Source organism: Streptomyces sp. NPDC030296 (genome assembly GCF_055572815.1).
This window is the reverse complement of record NZ_JBVICQ010000014.1, coordinates 1-15,958: the sequence shown is the minus strand read 5'-3', so window position 1 is coordinate 15,958 and position 15,958 is coordinate 1. Positions and strand designations below refer to the sequence as shown.

Here is a 15,958-nt window from a genome sequence, read left to right as displayed (position 1 = left end):
GGCGAAAGCCGTCCGGGAGCTTTCGCGTGTACGCGAAACATTAGCGGCGGCCGGGACGGCGGACCGATCGTCCTGCCCATGCGCAGCTACCAAGCCCTCTTCCGCACCAGGGAGTTCACCCCTCTCTTCCTGTCCTCGTCCCTCCAGGTCGCCGGGTCCACGATCGGCGGGTTGGCCCTCGGGACGTCCGTCTACGAGGCCACCGGGTCCCCCCTTCTCTCGGCGCTCAGCATGTTCGGCCCGTCCCTGGCCCAGGTGGTCGGCGCGACGACCCTGCTGTCCGCCGCCGACCGGCTGCCGCCGAGGGCGACACTCACCGGCCTCGCCGCGTCGTTCGCGGTGAGCACGGCCCTGCTGGCGCTGCCCGGTCTGCCGCTGTGGTCGGTGTTCGCCGTGATCGCCGTCCAGGGGCTCATCGCGTCGCTCGGCGGGGGAGTGCGCTGGGGTCTGCTGACCGAGATCCTGCCGAAGGACGGCTATCTGCTGGGCCGCTCGGTGTTCAACATGCTGCACGGCCTCACCCAGATCACCGGCTACGCCACCGGCGGCGCCCTGGTGGCGCTGCTGTCCCCCCGGGTGACCCTGCTGGTGTCGGCGACTCTGTACGCGGCGGCCGCCCTCTGCACCCGCACGGGCCTGACCCGCCGGCCCCCGCGCACCACGGGCCGCCCGTCCGTCGCCGAGACCTGGCGGACCAACGCGCGCCTGTGGGCGTCCGTCCCGCGCCGGCGCCTCTATCTGGGCCTGTGGATCCCCAACGGCCTGGTCGTCGGCTGCGAGTCCCTGTTCGTGGCGTACGCCCCCGACCGTGCGGGCCTGCTGTTCGCCTGCGCGGCGCTCGGCATGTTCACGGGTGACGTGACCGTCGGCAGACTCCTCCAACCCCGGGTCCGCGACCGCCTCGCCACACCCCTGCTGCTGCTCCTGGCCGCCCCGTACCTCCTCTTCGCCCTCCACCCCCCGACCCCCCTGGCCGCGGCCTGCGCGACGCTCGCCTCCGTCGGGTTCGGCGCGAGCCTCGTCCAGCAGCAGCACCTGCTGGCCCTCACACCGCCGGACCTCACGGGCCATGCCCTCGGCCTCCACTCGGCCGGCATGCTCACCTTCCAGGGCGTCAGCGCGGCCCTCGCGGGCGCAGTCGCCCAGCTGACGTCGCCGGGCACGGCGATGGCGGTGATGGCCGCGGCGTCCGTGGCGGTGACGCTGGCGCTGGCGGTCGACCGCCCCCGCCCGCCCGTGCCGGACGGAGCGGGAGCGGTCCGCCCCTCCTCGATCGGCACGAGGGGCGGGACCTCCCGGACGGGAAGGTTCCGGCGCTGAGCGCGCCTCGGCGTTCATGATGGGCGCGCGCCCGGCGCGGTCGGCCGGGACACGGGAACTTCGCCCCGAAAGCCTGTACTGCCGCACGTTTCGCCGATGACGGGCGCCCGTAGCCGCTACGGTGCGCGCTGTCGCGCGGCGGCCGTATTGTTCCGCGATTCCCCGATGGCGTGGCGGGACGGGGAGCGCGCCCCCCATGCTGACGTCCGGCTCCCCGATGACGCGCCGGCACCGCGGAGGGGGCCCTCTCGGACGTACACATGGGGAAGGTTTCGATGTCCAGAAGGCAAGTCTTATCCGTCGCCGTCCTGGCGACGGTCCTCGGCTGGAGCGTCGTGCTGGTCGCCGTCGGCCAGCCGGCCGCGGCCGCCGCCGTCGTCCCCACGCTCGTGCTGAGCGCGGAACAGGTCGTCACCGCGATGACGGGCGGAACGGGCCCGGTGGCGGGCGGACGACCCGGCCCGGTGACGGTCGGCCGCGGCCCCGTCGCGGCCGACGAGGAGCGCCTCGGGTGACCCCGTCCCTGTCGCGGCGGCCCGGAGGGGGACCGCCGGCGGGCAAGCCCGGCCGGAAACTCGGGCCGATAGCCGACGGCGTGGGCGCCGCCCACCGCGCCTGGCTTGAGCCCCTGCGCCACCGGTTCCTGGCCAGCGGACTGACGATCAGCGAGCTGAGCTGCCGTTCCGGCTGGGCCAAGTCGAAGATCTCCGAACTGCTGCGCGGCACGGGCCGCTACCCCCGCTGGGAGATCACCCACGGCCTGCTGGACGTCCTCGACGTACCGAGCTGGCCGATGCGCCGGCTCTGGATGGCCGCCGCGCTGGAGGCGGAGAAGAAGCCCGACTGGATAGACGGCTGCATTCAGAACCGCCCGCACCCGCCCGGGCGGGCCACCGTGTCGACCGGGCCCGCCGTACCCCCGTTGGAGCACCAGGCGTTCACCGAACTCAACCGCTCCGCCTACCTCGCCTACGCCCGGCTGTTCCTCGGCGAGGACGAGGCGCGGGAGGTCGTCGCGGAAACGTTCGACGTGCTGTGGTTCCGCTGGGACGAGGCGCTGGCCAGCTCGGATGTGGTGCCGTTCGCCTGGTCCGTGCTGCGCCGCGGCGTGCTGGCCCGCGCCCGCCACGTCGACGGCTGCCCGGAACTGGCCCGCACCGCGTTCGACACGGTCGCCCTGAGCGTGATCTCCACGCCGGAGGCGCGGTTCGCGCAGATCGAGGAGTCGATGACCCTCTTCAAGGCGATCAGCCGCCTGCCGGCCCACCAGTTGGACGTCATGGTGCTCACGTATCTGCGCGGCATGGACCACGCCGCAGTCGCCGACGTCCTGGGCGTGCCCATCGCCTCCGTCCACACGGCCGACCGGTACGCCCGCAAGACCCTCACCGCGGCGCTCCGCCTCCAGCAGCGGCACGGACACGACCCGGAGCCCCAGAACCACCCGGGAGAGATCCCCGAATGATCCCCACGCCGATGACCCCCATGCCCCCGCCGACCCCGCTGGACGACCTCCTCGCCCGGGCCCGCCTCCTCGAGACGCCGGTGATACCGCACGACATAGTGCCCGGCGCGCCGGGTCAGGACCCGCTCGTCGGCGGCGCCGCCCGCCAGCACGACCGCGCCCGCACGATGGCCGCCCGCGATCTGCGCACCCTGTGCGAGACGGTCCTCGCCCACACCACCTCCGACTCCCTCCAGGCGTTCGTCACCGAGCACCTGCCCGAACCGCCCGGAGCCCGCGTCCTCGGCTGCGTCCTCCAGCTCGCCGACGCCGCGGACAGCGCCCGCTCCTGGTGGCAGTACGCGGCCGGCGCCGGCGACGACCTCGCCTCGTACTGCCTCTACCTCCAGCACCTGGTGCTCGGCGACGCGGAGGCGGCGGCGTGGTGGCGCGAACAGACCAACATCGGCACGCGCCCCTCGCCGGAACCCCTCACGGCTGTCCCCGACGCCGGGGTCCCCACGGCGTACGACGCCAGCTTCCCCACGGTGCTGCGGGCCCTCACCCACCTCGACCGGACGGCCCTGCCCCGCACGGAACTCGCCGACGCGGTCATGCACTACGTCCCGGGAGCGGTGACGCTCGGCTACGTCGACAACCCCGACTTCGAACTCCCCCTGCCACGCCCCGACTTCGCGGAACACATGACGATCCTCCTGGCGGCGGCTACCGCAACGCCCACCTGGACCCGCCCCCCGACCCCCCACACGCAACCGCGGCCACCACGACTGCCGCGACGGGCGGCGGCCAGGGAACGGCGCCCGGACGGGATCGGGTGAGCCCGCCCGGCTGCCGGCACCACCCCGGGGGGAGCCCAGGCTGTCAGGACTGGTACGGCTGCTGCTGGCTCTGCCCCTGGTGGTGGCCGCTGGAGCCGCCCGCGCCCTGCGCCTGGAGCTGTTCCGCCTGCTCGGCGGTCACCTTCTGCTCCGCCCCGCAGAACGTGCACTGCGTCCGGTAATTCGTCGACACCGGGAACAGCGGCACGAAGAACAACGTGAACTTCGTGACCCGCTTCCGCAGCGTGTGCGCGGAGGGGTTCCCGCACTGCCCGCACACCAGCGTGAGTATCGCGAGCTGGTACAGGTAACCCTTGGTGCCAAAGATGATCAGCATGTCGATCCTTCCCGGTGGTGCCTACCGGCACTCTGCCCCCAGTGTGCACGCCCCGGCCCGATCGTCCTAGAAGTTCTTGCGGCGACCTCCACCTCCCCCGACCTGGGCGGGGACCGGTCACGACGACGGCGCACCCGCTCCGCCGCGCCGTCTCGCGGCCCTGGAACGCCGTCGCACGGCTCTGGAACGGCGGGCCAGGAACTTGCCGAGTACCCACAGGAGCAGCAGGGGAGGGCCGCCGGCACGGCCCATCCGAACTCAGGGGCGGCGGCCCGCAGGGCGCCGCACCCGGGCCGTCGCCTTCGTCATCGACCGCAGCGCGTTCATCGCGCTCCCGGCCTTGCCCTCCTGACGAGCAGCTCCGCGGCTCGGACAGCGGACAGTGCGACCGTCGGATCGACGCCGAACGCGGCGACGACGTCCTCGGGAGCGCGGGCGTACCAGGCGTGCTTCCCCCGAGGCGTTCGAGGGAGGTCCGGTCATCGCTCCGCTTCCTCGACCGGATGCCGTGCGGCGTACGGGTCGGCCGCGGCCCCGGCGGGCGCCTCCCGCTCCAGCTCCCGTCTGGCGACGAGGAGCGCCCTCCGCGCCTCCTCCCCCACCTCGGGGTACCGCGGATCGATCTCCATCAGGGTGTGCGCGAGGATCGCCGCCGCGCAGATCCGCGCGAACCACTTCCGGTCGGCCGGTACCACGTACCAAGGGGCCCATGCTGTGCTCGTCGCGGACAGCATCTCGGAGAACGCGTGCTGGTAGGCGTCCCAGTGGCGCCGCTCCCGGACGTCGGCCGCCGAGAACTTCCAGTTCTTCTCCGGCAGGTCGATCCGCTTGAGGAAACGGGTGCGCTGCTCCTCCCTGGACAGGTTCAGGAAGATCTTCACCACCTTGAACCCGTTGTCCGTGAGGTACCGCTCCCAGTGGTTGATCTCCCGGTAGCGCCGCTTCCAGACACCCGGCCCGCGCGAGTCCTCCGGCAGCTTCTGCCGCAGCAGGTTCTCGGGGTGGACACGGACGACGAGGACCTCCTCGTAGTGCGAGCGGTTGAAGATGCCGATCTCGCCGCGCGCGGGCAGCCGGGTGGCGTAACGCCAGAGGTAGTCGTGGCCGAGTTCCTCACTGGACGGCACCTTGAAGCTGCTGACCCGCACGCCCTGTGGGTTGACGCCGCTCATGACGTGGCGGATCGTGCCGTCCTTGCCGCCGGCGTCGAGGGACTGCAGACAGAGCAGCACGCCGTACGTGTCCTGCGCGGCCAGCCGCTCCTGGTACTCGGCCAGCAGCGACACCCCGGTCCGCAGCATCTCGGCCCCGTCCCGCTTCCGCAGCCCGGCCTTGTACCGCGGATCGAAGTCCCGCTCCAGCCGCACCTTCGCCCCCGGCTCGACCCTGAGCGGCCCGATGAACTCCGCGATGCGCTCGGCTCTCTGGTCCGACATCACGATCAACCCTCCAGCGATCGGGGGCGAGCACGGCGCGCCCCGGGGAGCGAGACGATCACGACCGGGACGCGGCCTGTTCCGGGGCCGAGGGGCCTGCCGGGACTGTCAGGGCTGAGCGGGCGACAGGAACTGCCGGGACCGCAGAGGCCACCGGGACTGCCGTCGTGCCACGCACTCATTGTCGACGCACCTGGACAAGATCGCCCTATGAGGGCGGACCGGGCGGCTCCGGTGCACGGCCCCGGAGCCGCCCCGAGGGTCCTGGTACGACCCGGTACTACCGGCCCTGCGCCCTCCGCCACTCCACTTCCCCGGCAGTCATAGGGGCGTGGACGCTGTACACGTCGCCGACCCGCAGGTTGTCCGGCGTGGAGTACTCGCCGTAGGTGCCGATGACGGAGACGGCCACCCGGGAGTCGGGCTGCCAGAAGGTGCGGTAGTACGGGGCGTTGGCCGCGATCTCCGGCACCTCGACCAGCGGGACGCCCCGCCGCACCAGCAGACGACGCAGCTTCTCGAACCGGAGCCTCGGAGCGAACCGCCCGTACCGCGCGCGCAGCGTGTCACTGACGAGGGTCCGGTTCCGGTGGGCGAGCCGGTGCACCTGAAGCGTGAAGTGGTGCCCCGACCAGGGCTGGTCGGGGCCGACACGGTCCCAGTAGAACTCGGCGAGGCCGTAGTCCCGGCACATGCTGCGCTCCCCGAAGGCGTTCTCGGCGAAGGAAGCCCCGAGGACGTCGGTGACCCGGTCGGGAGAATCCGCGGGCCCCACACCGAGCACGGTGCCGGTGGTGACGACGTCCACATAGAACGCCAGCGAATACGGAGTCACGGTCTGATCCCTCGATGCGGTGGGGCTCGACGCGGCGCGGGCCCTGCCGCCCCGGCGGAGACGCGACGTTACTCCACCGGGCCGCGTCCCCGCCCCCTTGCCGGCGTCAGCGCAGGGCGAGCGGGGTGCCGGAAGTGACGTGGGTCAGCTTGTCGGGGTTGCGGACGAAGTAGAGGCCGCTGATACGGGAGTTCTCCACGCGCACGGCCATGACGCCGTCGAGGACGCCGTCCACATGCGCGGCGAGCGCGGGGCTTCCGTTGACCACGGTCGGCTCCCAGGTGACCGTGGCGTGGAGCTTGGCGGTGCCGCCGGCATAGAAGCGGATGATCTTCTCGGCGCCGACGATCGGATGCAACGCGGCTTTCCTGCGGCCGCCGCCATCGCTGAGCAGGACGACGTCCGGGGCGAGCACGTCGAGAAGATCCTGGGGGTTCCCGGTCTCGACGGCCCGCCGGAAGGACTCCAAGGCCGCCCGCGTCTCGCTCGATGACGCCGTCGTACGCGGACGGCGGGCGCCGACGTGCTTGCGGGCACGGTGCGCGATCTGGCGGACCGCGTCGGGCTTCTTGCCGACGGCCTCGGCGATCTCGTCGTAGTCGACCTCGAAGACCTCGCGCAGTACGAAGACCGCTCGCTCGGTCGGGGAGAGGCTTTCGAGGACGAGCATCATCGCCATCGACATGCTCTCGGCGAGTTCGACGTCCTCGGCCACGTCCGGCGCGGTGACCAGCGGCTCGGGCAGCCACGGGCCGACGTACGCCTCGCGGCGCCGCTTCACGGTCCGCAGCCGGTTGAGCGCCTGCCGGGTCGTGATCCGTACCAGGTACGCCCGCTGGTCGCTCACCCGTCCGAGGTCCGCCCTGACCCAGCGCAGCCAGGTCTCCTGCAGCACGTCCTCGGCGTCGGCCGCCGAGCCGAGCATCTCGTAGGCGACGGTGAACAGCAGATTGCGGTGGGCGACGAACACCTCGGTCGCCACCCCGGTGATGTCGTCGGTCATCTCTCGCTCTCACTCCGGGTCGGTGCGACGGGACCGGCACCAGGCCAGGCCGGCCCGACGGGACGAGCATGCTCAGCCACGCGCGGCCTCTCCGCTTCTCAGGGGGCGGACGGCCGTCTCACCGGTCGGAGCGGATGGTGCGGTCGCCAGGTGGTGCGTGCGCGTGGGCAGGCCGAAGGTCGGATGAGAGGTCGTCCACAGCGACATCCGCAGGATGGCCGCCTTGAACCGTGCGGCCTTCCGGCCGGCCATGAACCTCGGCTTCGCCTTCGCGTCATGGCCGACCATCTGCAGGATTCCGTCGCGCCGCCCGAGGCTGATGTGGTTGGCGACGTACTCCAGCCCGGTGTGCTTGACCGTGCCGCCGGTCAGCCGGGCCACGATCGCGACCGTCGCCTGCCGGCCGGTGTAGCCGGCCGAGGCGCAGGACATCGGCAGCGGAAGGCCGTTGTCCCCGATGGCGTGGACGCTGTCGCCCACGGCGTAGACGTCCGGGTGCGACACGGACCGCATGGTGCGGTCGACGACGATCCGGCCGTCGGCGGCGACCTCCAGCCCCGCGGTGGCGGCGATGGGGGCGACCGCGAACCCGGCCGTCCACACGGTCGCGTCGGACGCCAGGACACTGCCGTCCGCGCACAGCACCCGTCCCGCTTCGACGGCCTCGACGCCGGTGTGTTCGAGCACGGTGACGCCGAGCCGGTCGCAGGCCCGGCGCAGGTGGTCACGGGCCCCGGTGGAGAGAGGGGCGCCCAGCTCACGGCGGGCGATCAGGGTCACGGACAGGCCGGGACGGGACTCGGCGATCTCGGTGGCGGTCTCGATCCCGGTCAGCCCGTCACCGACGACCACGACGCTCCCGCCGTCGCCGCGCGCGTCCAGACCGTCCAGACACGCACGCAACCGGAGCGCGGAGGGCCGGGCCGCGACGTCGAAGGCGTAGTCGGCAACACCGGGAACACCGTGCGCGGCGCCGCGGCTGCCGAGCGCGTAGACAAGGGTGTCGTACTCGATCGCACCGCGACCGCCGTCACCGTTCCCACCGCCGCCCACACCGTCGTTCTCGGCCACGGTGACGATGCGGCGCTCGGGGTCGACGGCGGAGACGTGTGCCAGGCGCAGCCGGATCCCGGTTCCCGCGAAGACGTCGGCGAGCGGGGGAGCCGCGATCTCCTGCCCGGCCGCGAGCTGATGCAGCCGGAGCCGCTGCACGAAGTCGGGCTCGGCGTTCACCACGGTGATCCCGACATCCGCCGGAGCCAGCCGCCGAGCCAGCGTCCCGGCCACGTACGCCCCGGCATACCCGGCGCCGAGAACGACGATGCGGTGCTTCGTGCCACTCCTGAAGGACATGGCTTCCTCCTCTGTCCGAAGGCGTTCGACCTCAAGACACCGGGGGACCGGCGTGTGTGACATGGAGTGGCGCAGGTCACAGCGCGGCGTGCCGGGCGCCGCTCCCGACGTGCCGTCCTCGACTCATCGGCACCCCCTGTTACTCACTTTCGGGTGATGCCCGAGCCTTCCTCGGGCGGCGCATGGTGAGGAAGGAGCGCCGCACCCCAATGACCACAAGGCATCCCGCGGGCAGTCGACGCGGCGCCGACCGTAAAGCGCATTGATGGATATTGCAGGCGAGAGTCATAGAAATATGGACAACAGGTAACAGAGAGGGGTGTTGCACCGCGATTTCCCCATTCCGTGGACAGAGTGTGCGTGCGGCCAACCGGCCGCCACCGCACCGACTTCCCGGTTGACCCGCACGGCCTGCCCGGGGAAGCCGCCCACACCACGAGGGAGCCCTCTTGTCCACTACCGCTTCTGCTTCTGCCCGCGCCCGCCGTATCGCCGCCGCCACGCTCGCCGCAGGCGCTCTGATCTCGGTCGTCACACTGCCGGCGTCCGCCGCCGACCACGGCCGTCACGAGCGGTCGAGGGTGACGATCTCGGAGGTCCAGTACGACGCCCCGGGCCGCGACGACCGCTCGAACCGTTCCCTGAACCGGGAGTGGGTGGAGATCACCAACACGGCCAGGTACGGCGTCAACCTCGACGGCTGGACCCTCGAGAACGAGGACGGCCGCACCTACACCTTCGACGACTACCGCCTCCGGGGCCGCACGACGGTCCGCATCCACACCGGCTTCGGCCTCGACACCGCCAGCGACCTGTTCCAGGGCAGCCGCCACCACATCTGGGACAACCGCTCCGACACCGCCACCCTCCGCAACGACCGAGGCCGCTTCATCGACAGCGAATCCTGGGACCACTACCGCGACAGCGACCTCGGCCAGGCCGACGATCGCCACGGCGGTCACCGCCACAGCGACAACGGCCACCACCACAACCGCTGACCCCACCAACGCGCGTGACCTGACCCCGTTCCCACCCATGACAAGCCCAGGCGCGCCCGGCATCCCACAGCCGGGCGCGCCTCCCGCATGACCGGCGATCCGGTGGCCGACGTCACCGGCACGTGAGTGGCGGCTACCTCTATCCGGAATGTCCTGGGCCTTTGCGGAGGGCGCATGCCGGACCGCCTCCCGTCGGGCGCTTCGGCGATGAAGTCACGCAAAAGCCGTGACAGCGGAGCCGTGTCCGAGGGCGTGCCTGTGGGGCCGACCGAGACGGGCGGCGAACTGGTCACCATCGACACGGTGAAGAAGATCAGGGAAAACCCGGTGGTTGCGTCAGGGTACGGCGAGCGCATCCCGTTCCACGGCTGCTCTGATGCCCCGGTGGTGGCTGTGGTCGACCGGCCTGTGGCGGCGGTGATCTGCGGATTGAGGACGGGAAAGGCGTAGTAGACGATCCCCCAGCTGGTGATCTGGGTGACGCACAGGGCGGGCAGCGCTGCGGCGGGGCCGTGACCGGACCCCCGTCCCGGTCACGGCCCCGCTGGTACGGAAGCCGGTCATCGGCGGATCAGCAGCAGCCGCCCGCGGCGACCGGTTCCTTCGCGCTGGTGTCGGCCTCGGCCGTACCCGTGCAGCAGGTGCTGCCCTGCTGCTTGGCGAGGGAGTCGGCGTCAGCCTTGACCACGTACACCTCCCAGGGTTCCTGGCCGGGGCCGTGGACCCAGACCTTGTCCTGGAGGGCGTAGCAGCAGGTGGTGTCGTTCTCCACCTCGGTGGCAAGTCCCGTCTCGCCCAGGCGGGCGGTGGCGGCGTGGACCGCTTCGGTCGACTGGACCTCGACGCCTAGGTGGTCCATGCGGGTCGCCTCGTCCGCGGTGCCTTCGATGAGGACGAGCTTGAGCGGGGGCTCGGTGATGGCGAAGTTGGCGTAGCCGTCGCGGAGTTTGGCGGGCTCGGTGCCGAAGAGCTTCGTGTAGAAGGCCACGGACGCTTCGAGGTCGGGGACGCGGAGGGCGAGCTGTACGCGGGATGTCATGGCGAACCTCCGTAGGTGGGTGTTCAGCAGCCGCCGGAGCCGGAAGTGGCGGCCGGGGCGCCGGTGCCGATCTGGAGTGTGGCGGGGGCGGCGCAGCATCCGCCGCCCGTGCTCTGTGCCGCGTCGGGCTCGTCGAACAGACCCGCGCCGCCGCAGACACCGGTCTCGGGGAGCGTGAGTTCGACCCGCTCGGCGGCTTCGTGGTCGCCGGCGAGCGCGGCGGCGATGGAGCGGACCTGCTCGTAGCCGGTCATGGCGAGGAACGTGGGCGCGCGGCCGTAGGACTTCATGCCGACCAGGTAGATGCCCTGCTCGGGGTGGGAGAGTTCGTTCACGCCGTGCGGGTAGACGGTGCCGCAGGAGTGGACGTTCGGGTCGATGAGCGGGGCGAGCGCGGTGGGGGCCTGGAGGCGTTCGTCGAGGCCCAGGCGGAGTTCGGAGAGGAACGTCAGGTCGGGGCGGAGGCCGGTGAGGACGATGACCTCGTCGACCGGGTCCAGGCGGCGGCCGTCCTCCGCGATCAGGACGAGCTGGTCGCCGTCTCGTTCGACCGCCTCGGTGCGGAAGCCGGTGGCGGCGGTTGCGTGGCCGGCCTCGACGGCGGCCTTGGCGCGCAGGCCCAGCGCGCCTCGGGCCGGCAGTTCGTCGGCCTCACCACCGCCGTAGGTGTTGGCGCCGATGCCACGGCGAAGGATCCATACGGCGTGCGTGCCCTCCTCGTCCTTCGCGAGGTCGGCGAGGAGGGCGAGGGCGGTGAAGGCGGAGGCCCCGGAGCCGATGACGGCAGTCCGCCTGCCCGCGTAACGGGCACGGATGGTGGGGTCGTCGAGGTCCGGCACTCGGTACGTGATGTGCTCGGCGGCGACCTTCTCGCCGAGGGCGGGCAGGCCGTCGGCACCCATGGGGCCGGGGACGGACCAGGTGCCGGAGGCGTCGATGACGGCGCGGGCCGTGATCCGTTCCTCGCGTCCGTCGGCGGAATGGACGTGCACGGTGAAGGGCTGCTCGTCGCGGCCCGCGTCGACGATCCGGTCGCGGCCGGCGCGGGCGACGCCGGTCACGGTGGTGCCGTAGCGGACTCTGTCCCCGAGGGCGTCGGCGAGGGGCTGGAGGTAGCGCTGGGCCCAGTCGCCGCCCGTCGGGTAGGCGGTGGCGTCCGGGCGGACCCAGCCGGTCGGGGCGAGCAGTTTCTCGGCGGCCGGGTCGATGACCTCACCCCAGGTCGAGAACAGCCGGACATGGGACCACTCGCGGACGGCGCTGGCCGCGCTCGGGCCGGCCTCCAGGACCAGGGGTTCCAGACCGCGTTCGACGAGATGGGCGGCGGCGGCCAAGCCGATGGGGCCGGCGCCGATGACCACAACGGGCAGCCAGCCGGTGGTGAGCACGCTGTCAATGGACGCAGCCACTGGATCTCCCTTTGTTTCGATATCCATCGATCTATCGCGCTGTTCAGCATGGCATCTGCATCGACAAGCGTCAACATAGACACTCATCGAATTCGTGAGGCGGGATTCGGGCATGGAGCAGGCGGACGTAGGGGTGATCGGGGGCGGGCGGCCGGGCTGGAGTGGCGGCGCAGTGGTGCCCTGCTGCCCGCCGCTCGCCGAGCGCCCGTTCACCGCGGAGGAGGCCGAGACGGCCGCGCGGATGTTCAAGGCCCTCGGCGATCCCGTGCGCCTGCGGCTGTTCTCCGCGGTGGCCTCCCACGAGGGCGGCGAGGCGTGCGTGTGCGACATCTCCGACGTGGGCGTCTCGCAGCCGACCGTCTCCCACCACCTGAAGAAGCTCAAGGAGGCCGGTCTGCTCACCTCCGAGCGGCGGGGCACCTGGGTGTACTACCGGGTCGAGCCCTCGGTGCTCGCCGCGATGGGCCGCCTGCTGACCAAGGCCGCGTCGGCGGCCTGAGCGTCACTGGTCATCCGTCGGGAGGCTGTGGTTCCACAGTTCGCCGAACTGGGCGACGGGCGGCTCGGCTGCCGCACGGAAGAGGTAGTCGATCACGGCGGTGGTCGAGCGCGGCTGGTCGAAGAGGAAGTCCCGGTCGCGCCTGGATCACGGCACCGCGGCGGCCTGAGAGCAGCAGCCTGTCGCCGAGTCCGCGTCGACGGGAGCCCTTGCTGGCGTAGGCGGACTGGAAGACGGAATCGGGCAGCCCTCAGGTGGCTGCCGCAGTGTGCGCGGCTGTTTCGGCACCGGGGCCGTGCTCGACCCCGGTCGGCAGGGGCAGGGCAAATCCGTCCCCACGCGTAGGAGTGGGTTCTCCCTGTGGATGCCGAGGACGCGGACGGGGCCGCTCAACGGGCAGTTCGTAGCGTTCCTCGTATTCGGTGAGGTACTCCCCCACGTGCTGCGCGTCGGGATAGGTCTGGCCCGGCTGCGCCGGCATGAGGCGACCGGGCGGTGAGGAGTGCACGGCCGGGGAGAACAGCCGGAGCGAGTCCCAAGCATGTTGCCAGGCACCGCCCGGTGTGGCCTGGGCGTCGAGGATGACGAAGTCACGGCCGAGGCGACGCAGGTGGTCGCCGGCGGCGAGCCCGGCCTGGCCACCGCCGATCACCACCACCTGGCTCCTGTTGTGGGTCACTCGGCCGTTCGTCCGGGCATGAAGACGAGGGCCACGAGGGCCAAGCCGACCACGCCGCCGATGACTTGCATGCCGATGAACCCTGCGACCGAACCGGGCGCGATGCCGGCGAAGGTGTCGGTGAAGGCGCGGCCGATGGTCACCGCCGGGTTGGCGAAGGACGTGGAAGAGGTGAACCAGTACGCGGCGCCGATGTAGGAGGCGACCGCGACGGGCGCGAAACGCAGTTGGTTGGCCCGGGCCATGCCGAAGACCAGCAGGATCAGACCGGCCGTCGCGACGACCTCACCGAGCAGCAGTTGGCCTGCCGACCGGTCGTGCGTGGACCACTTCACCAGCGGCTCGCCGAACATCGCGTTGGCCAGCACCGCGCCCGCAACGGCGCCGACGATCTGCGTCGGCAGGTACACCGCCACCTCGCGGGGGGTGACGCCGGCGCCGCCGCGCCGGACGGTCCACCACTCAGCCAGGGTGACGACCGGGTTGAAGTGGGCGCCGGAGACCGGGCCGAGCAGGAGGATGAGGACGCCGAGGCCGAAGACGGTGGCCGTCGAGTTGGCCAGCAACTGCAGACCGACGTCCTTGGTGAGTTCGGTGGCCTGGATGCCGGAGCCGACCACGACCGCCACCAGGGCGGCAGTGCCTATGAGTTCGGCGGCGGCCCGGGCGATCAAGGGGGTGCGTGGCGGCGTGGCGCCGGGGGCCGGCTCGACGGAGGCCGGTGCGGGGGCGGGTGGCGCGGACTCCGCGTGTGGGGCGGCTTCGGCGGCGGTCATGGGCAGGCCCTCTTGTTCTCGGCGGCGGTACGAGCGGACTCGGCCAGGTCGGCGAACTGGCCGGCAAGTTGGGCGATGACGTCGGGTTTGAGCCGGTAGTAAGTGAACCGGCCGCAGGGCTCCGTCTCGACGACCCCGGCCTCGCGCAGCACTCTCAGGTGGTTGGAGAGGTTGGTCTGCCGAGCACCGGTCTCCTCCACGAGGTGGGTGGTGCACAGCATCTCTTTGGCGAGCAAAGTCACTATCTGGAGCCTGAGCGGGTCGGCCAGCACCCGGATCAGGTCAGTGTCGACTGACGTCATCATGTGCTGATACTGTCACATCAGTGATGGCTGACACCACCGGGTGCTGACATCATTTGCACCTGATGTCGTCGTGAGACAAGAGAGACCTCTGATGTCCGACAAGCCCTCCGTGCTGTTTGTCTGTGTCCACAACGCCGGCCGTTCCCAGATGGCCGCCGCGTGGCTGACCCACCTGGCCGGGGACCGTGTCGAGGTCCGTTCCGCCGGCTCCAACCCGGGCGCCAACGTCAATCCGTCCGCTGTCGAGGCCATGGCCGAGGTCGGCATCGACATCTCCGCCGAGGTCCCGAAGATGCTCACCGTCGACGCCGTGAAGGAGTCGGACGTCTGCATCACCATGGGCTGCGGCGACACCTGCCCCGTCTTCCCCGGCAAGCGGTACCTGGACTGGACCCTGGACGACCCCGCAGGCCGGACTGTCGCCGACGTCCGTCCCATCCGTGACGAGATCGAGCGCCGCGTCCGCGGACTGCTCGACGACCTTGCTGTTCCGGCACAGCACTGACGCAGTAAGACAGGACGGTCAGTCGAAGGCGAGGGAACGGAAGGCGCTGCGGACCTCGGTCAGAGTGCCGGGGGCAGGATGCCGGAGCTGTGCCGCGTACAGCAGCCGCAGATGGCTCGATGGAGAGCGGACCGGCCGCGCTGTGGGTCGGTGATCAGGTGGTCGGGGATGCCCCAGGGGATGTGGGTGATCTTGCGGCGGTTGACCAGTGGGACGAGTTCGCGGAGTTGGTCGGCCGTCGCGCTGGTGGGGACGACGATCGCGTCGGCGGTCTTCGTCGTCTTGCGCAGCACCTGGAACTGCTCGCGGTGGGCCTCAGCGAAGAGCGGGCCGGCGCCGTGGACCAGGGCGATGCGGGGGTGCGCGGGGAGCGCGCGGATCAGTGCTGGGGTGGCCGAAGGTGAGGTGCTGCAGGTGCAGGACCTCGATCCGAGTCGGGTCGATCGCGGCCGTGAGCGCCGAGCGAAGAGCGTCGACGTACCTGCTGGAGGCAGGGCCCTCCAGGCACTTGCCGGGGACTTGAAGGAGATCAGGCCCGGCCGGGAGGTGAGGGCGCGGGCCGGTGGGAGCGAGCATGAACGCCCGCGCCGGGATGAGCGGTTGCTCGCCCGTGTAGAGGTCGAGGAAGAGTTCGACGCTGCCTCCCGGGCTTCCGGCGGGGCAGGTCCAGCAGGGTGCGGGCCGGCGGTGCGGTGTTCGGTTGCGGGGTCACCAACTCCACCGGGGTTCTCTTCGTAGAGGCGGGAGATGTCGGCCGCAAAGTCTAAAACTGCCGATCATCGTTGACACCTGGGTCTCTGATCACTACGGAGATCCGCATGTCGAAGTCCAGCCCCACCACCCCGCCGCTTGACCGTGAGGCCAAGCGGCGCCTGGCCGTCATACGCCACGTCGAAGAGGTCACCGGGAACGTCGCGATGTCCTGCCGGTACTTCGGGATCAGCCGGCAGGCGTACTACACCTGGTACCGCCGCTACCAATCCGAGGGAGTTGAGGGGCTGCGCACCCGCTCCAAGGCACCCAAGACCTCGCCGAACGCCACCCACGTCGAGGTGGTCGGAAAGATCATCTACCTGCGGCAGAACTACCACTTCGGCCCGGAGAAGATCGTCATGTACCTCAAGCGGTACCACGACGTCACCATTAGCAAGTCGGGTGTCTGGCGCATCCTCAACCGGCTC

General features: G+C 71.2%; 18 protein-coding genes and 2 pseudogenes. 9 read left to right on the top strand and 11 right to left on the bottom strand.

The window, feature by feature from the left end; translation table 11 throughout:
- Positions 1 to 78: 78 nt before the first annotated feature.
- The 4 genes from ACZ4Z3_RS33130 to ACZ4Z3_RS33115 all read left to right on the top strand — a co-directional run bounded on the left by ACZ4Z3_RS33130 (position 79) and on the right by ACZ4Z3_RS33115 (position 3,603).
- A complete protein-coding gene (locus tag ACZ4Z3_RS33130) occupies positions 79 to 1,320 on the top strand; it encodes an MFS transporter (RefSeq protein ID WP_468504500.1) in 1,242 nt (413 codons plus the stop codon).
- A gap of 275 nt (positions 1,321 to 1,595) precedes the next feature.
- Positions 1,596 to 1,835 carry a hypothetical protein gene (locus ACZ4Z3_RS33125; protein WP_468504499.1) on the top strand — a complete coding sequence of 80 codons (240 nt, stop codon included), beginning with the start codon at positions 1,596 to 1,598 and terminating at the stop codon, positions 1,833 to 1,835.
- Positions 1,832 to 2,785 carry a sigma factor-like helix-turn-helix DNA-binding protein gene (locus ACZ4Z3_RS33120; RefSeq protein WP_468504498.1) on the top strand — a complete coding sequence of 318 codons (954 nt, stop codon included), beginning with the start codon at positions 1,832 to 1,834 and terminating at the stop codon, positions 2,783 to 2,785. The genes ACZ4Z3_RS33125 and ACZ4Z3_RS33120 overlap by 4 nt, the downstream gene beginning before the upstream one ends.
- A gap of 11 nt (positions 2,786 to 2,796) precedes the next feature.
- Positions 2,797 to 3,603 carry a hypothetical protein gene (locus ACZ4Z3_RS33115; protein WP_468504497.1) on the top strand — a complete coding sequence of 269 codons (807 nt, stop codon included), beginning with the start codon at positions 2,797 to 2,799 and terminating at the stop codon, positions 3,601 to 3,603.
- Positions 3,604 to 3,646: 43 nt separating this feature from the next.
- On the opposite strand, the gene ACZ4Z3_RS33110 is transcribed toward ACZ4Z3_RS33115, so the two are convergent.
- The 5 genes from ACZ4Z3_RS33110 to ACZ4Z3_RS33090 form a co-directional block, all read right to left on the bottom strand.
- Entirely contained in the window at positions 3,647 to 3,940 is a 294-nt protein-coding gene (locus ACZ4Z3_RS33110; RefSeq protein WP_468504496.1) for a zinc-ribbon domain-containing protein, read from the bottom strand.
- A gap of 479 nt (positions 3,941 to 4,419) precedes the next feature.
- A complete protein-coding gene (locus tag ACZ4Z3_RS33105; protein ID WP_468504495.1) occupies positions 4,420 to 5,376 on the bottom strand; it encodes a polyphosphate kinase 2 family protein in 957 nt (318 codons plus the stop codon).
- A 280-nt stretch (positions 5,377 to 5,656) separates the two neighbouring features.
- Positions 5,657 to 6,211, bottom strand: coding sequence for a hypothetical protein (locus ACZ4Z3_RS33100; RefSeq protein ID WP_468504494.1), 555 nt, complete (start codon positions 6,209 to 6,211; stop codon positions 5,657 to 5,659).
- A gap of 106 nt (positions 6,212 to 6,317) precedes the next feature.
- The gene (locus tag ACZ4Z3_RS33095) at positions 6,318 to 7,214 is read right to left on the bottom strand and encodes an RNA polymerase sigma-70 factor (protein ID WP_468504493.1); all 897 of its coding nucleotides are present in this window, start codon (positions 7,212 to 7,214) and stop codon (positions 6,318 to 6,320) included.
- Positions 7,215 to 7,286: 72 nt separating this feature from the next.
- Positions 7,287 to 8,567: an NAD(P)/FAD-dependent oxidoreductase gene (locus ACZ4Z3_RS33090; RefSeq protein ID WP_468504492.1), complete on the bottom strand. Its 1,281-nt coding sequence runs from the start codon at positions 8,565 to 8,567 to the stop codon at positions 7,287 to 7,289.
- A gap of 449 nt (positions 8,568 to 9,016) precedes the next feature.
- On the opposite strand from ACZ4Z3_RS33090, the gene ACZ4Z3_RS33085 reads away from it, so the two are divergent.
- Together ACZ4Z3_RS33085 and ACZ4Z3_RS33080 are read left to right on the top strand one after the other, a co-directional pair.
- Complete coding sequence (locus ACZ4Z3_RS33085; protein WP_468504491.1) at positions 9,017 to 9,565, top strand: lamin tail domain-containing protein; 549 nt, start codon at positions 9,017 to 9,019, stop codon at positions 9,563 to 9,565.
- 174 nt (positions 9,566 to 9,739) lie between these two features.
- Positions 9,740 to 10,015 carry a hypothetical protein gene (locus tag ACZ4Z3_RS33080; protein ID WP_468504490.1) on the top strand — a complete coding sequence of 92 codons (276 nt, stop codon included), beginning with the start codon at positions 9,740 to 9,742 and terminating at the stop codon, positions 10,013 to 10,015.
- A gap of 121 nt (positions 10,016 to 10,136) precedes the next feature.
- Here the strand turns inward: ACZ4Z3_RS33080 and ACZ4Z3_RS33075 are convergent, their stop codons facing one another.
- Entirely contained in the window at positions 10,137 to 10,604 is a 468-nt protein-coding gene (locus ACZ4Z3_RS33075) for an ArsI/CadI family heavy metal resistance metalloenzyme (protein ID WP_468504489.1), read from the bottom strand.
- A gap of 23 nt (positions 10,605 to 10,627) precedes the next feature.
- Positions 10,628 to 12,040, bottom strand: a complete 1,413-nt coding sequence (locus tag ACZ4Z3_RS33070; protein ID WP_468504488.1) for an NAD(P)-binding domain-containing protein — start codon at positions 12,038 to 12,040, stop codon at positions 10,628 to 10,630.
- Positions 12,041 to 12,125: 85 nt separating this feature from the next.
- Here ACZ4Z3_RS33070 and ACZ4Z3_RS33065 point away from each other — a divergent pair, with 85 nt between their 5' ends.
- Positions 12,126 to 12,512, top strand: a complete 387-nt coding sequence (locus tag ACZ4Z3_RS33065; protein WP_468504487.1) for an ArsR/SmtB family transcription factor — start codon at positions 12,126 to 12,128, stop codon at positions 12,510 to 12,512.
- 327 nt (positions 12,513 to 12,839) lie between these two features.
- On the opposite strand, the pseudogene ACZ4Z3_RS33060 reads toward ACZ4Z3_RS33065, so the two are convergent.
- The 3 genes and pseudogenes from ACZ4Z3_RS33060 to ACZ4Z3_RS33050 form a co-directional block, all read right to left on the bottom strand.
- Positions 12,840 to 13,191, bottom strand: a pseudogene (locus tag ACZ4Z3_RS33060) (FAD-dependent oxidoreductase); the annotation flags it as partial.
- Positions 13,188 to 13,967 carry an aquaporin gene (locus tag ACZ4Z3_RS33055; protein ID WP_468504486.1) on the bottom strand — a complete coding sequence of 260 codons (780 nt, stop codon included), beginning with the start codon at positions 13,965 to 13,967 and terminating at the stop codon, positions 13,188 to 13,190. The pseudogene ACZ4Z3_RS33060 and the gene ACZ4Z3_RS33055, both read right to left, overlap by 4 nt.
- A complete protein-coding gene (locus tag ACZ4Z3_RS33050) occupies positions 13,964 to 14,272 on the bottom strand; it encodes an ArsR/SmtB family transcription factor (protein ID WP_468504485.1) in 309 nt (102 codons plus the stop codon). Before ACZ4Z3_RS33050 ends, ACZ4Z3_RS33055 begins: the two co-directional genes overlap by 4 nt.
- A 91-nt stretch (positions 14,273 to 14,363) precedes the next feature.
- Between ACZ4Z3_RS33050 and ACZ4Z3_RS33045 the strand changes: the two genes are divergently transcribed.
- Complete coding sequence (locus ACZ4Z3_RS33045) at positions 14,364 to 14,777, top strand: arsenate reductase ArsC (RefSeq protein WP_468504484.1); 414 nt, start codon at positions 14,364 to 14,366, stop codon at positions 14,775 to 14,777.
- Between the two features lie 84 nt (positions 14,778 to 14,861).
- Here ACZ4Z3_RS33045 and ACZ4Z3_RS33040 read toward each other — a convergent pair.
- Positions 14,862 to 15,489, bottom strand: a pseudogene (locus tag ACZ4Z3_RS33040) (glycosyltransferase family 4 protein); the annotation flags it as partial.
- Between the two features lie 106 nt (positions 15,490 to 15,595).
- Between ACZ4Z3_RS33040 and ACZ4Z3_RS33035 the strand changes: the two are divergent.
- A partial coding sequence (locus ACZ4Z3_RS33035) for a helix-turn-helix domain-containing protein (RefSeq protein ID WP_468504483.1) occupies positions 15,596 to 15,958 on the top strand: 363 nt, incomplete at its 3' end.

Excerpts from the sequence above, each read along its gene's own strand:
- ACZ4Z3_RS33055 (WP_468504486.1), bottom strand. The coding sequence starts at position 13,967 with ATGACCGCCGCCGAAGCCGCCCCACACGCGGAGTCCGCGCCACCCGCC.
- ACZ4Z3_RS33125 (WP_468504499.1), top strand. The coding sequence starts at position 1,596 with ATGTCCAGAAGGCAAGTCTTATCCGTCGCCGTCCTGGCGACGGTCCTC.
- ACZ4Z3_RS33130 (WP_468504500.1), top strand. The coding sequence starts at position 79 with ATGCGCAGCTACCAAGCCCTCTTCCGCACCAGGGAGTTCACCCCTCTC.
- ACZ4Z3_RS33105 (WP_468504495.1), bottom strand. The coding sequence starts at position 5,376 with ATGTCGGACCAGAGAGCCGAGCGCATCGCGGAGTTCATCGGGCCGCTC.
- ACZ4Z3_RS33115 (WP_468504497.1), top strand. The coding sequence starts at position 2,797 with ATGACCCCCATGCCCCCGCCGACCCCGCTGGACGACCTCCTCGCCCGG.
- ACZ4Z3_RS33095 (WP_468504493.1), bottom strand. The coding sequence starts at position 7,214 with ATGACCGACGACATCACCGGGGTGGCGACCGAGGTGTTCGTCGCCCAC.
- ACZ4Z3_RS33045 (WP_468504484.1), top strand. The coding sequence starts at position 14,364 with ATGTCCGACAAGCCCTCCGTGCTGTTTGTCTGTGTCCACAACGCCGGC.
- ACZ4Z3_RS33050 (WP_468504485.1), bottom strand. The coding sequence starts at position 14,272 with ATGATGACGTCAGTCGACACTGACCTGATCCGGGTGCTGGCCGACCCG.
- ACZ4Z3_RS33090 (WP_468504492.1), bottom strand. The coding sequence starts at position 8,567 with ATGTCCTTCAGGAGTGGCACGAAGCACCGCATCGTCGTTCTCGGCGCC.
- ACZ4Z3_RS33110 (WP_468504496.1), bottom strand. The coding sequence starts at position 3,940 with ATGCTGATCATCTTTGGCACCAAGGGTTACCTGTACCAGCTCGCGATA.
- ACZ4Z3_RS33070 (WP_468504488.1), bottom strand. The coding sequence starts at position 12,040 with ATGGATATCGAAACAAAGGGAGATCCAGTGGCTGCGTCCATTGACAGC.
- ACZ4Z3_RS33065 (WP_468504487.1), top strand. The coding sequence starts at position 12,126 with ATGGAGCAGGCGGACGTAGGGGTGATCGGGGGCGGGCGGCCGGGCTGG.
- ACZ4Z3_RS33080 (WP_468504490.1), top strand. The coding sequence starts at position 9,740 with ATGCCGGACCGCCTCCCGTCGGGCGCTTCGGCGATGAAGTCACGCAAA.
- ACZ4Z3_RS33075 (WP_468504489.1), bottom strand. The coding sequence starts at position 10,604 with ATGACATCCCGCGTACAGCTCGCCCTCCGCGTCCCCGACCTCGAAGCG.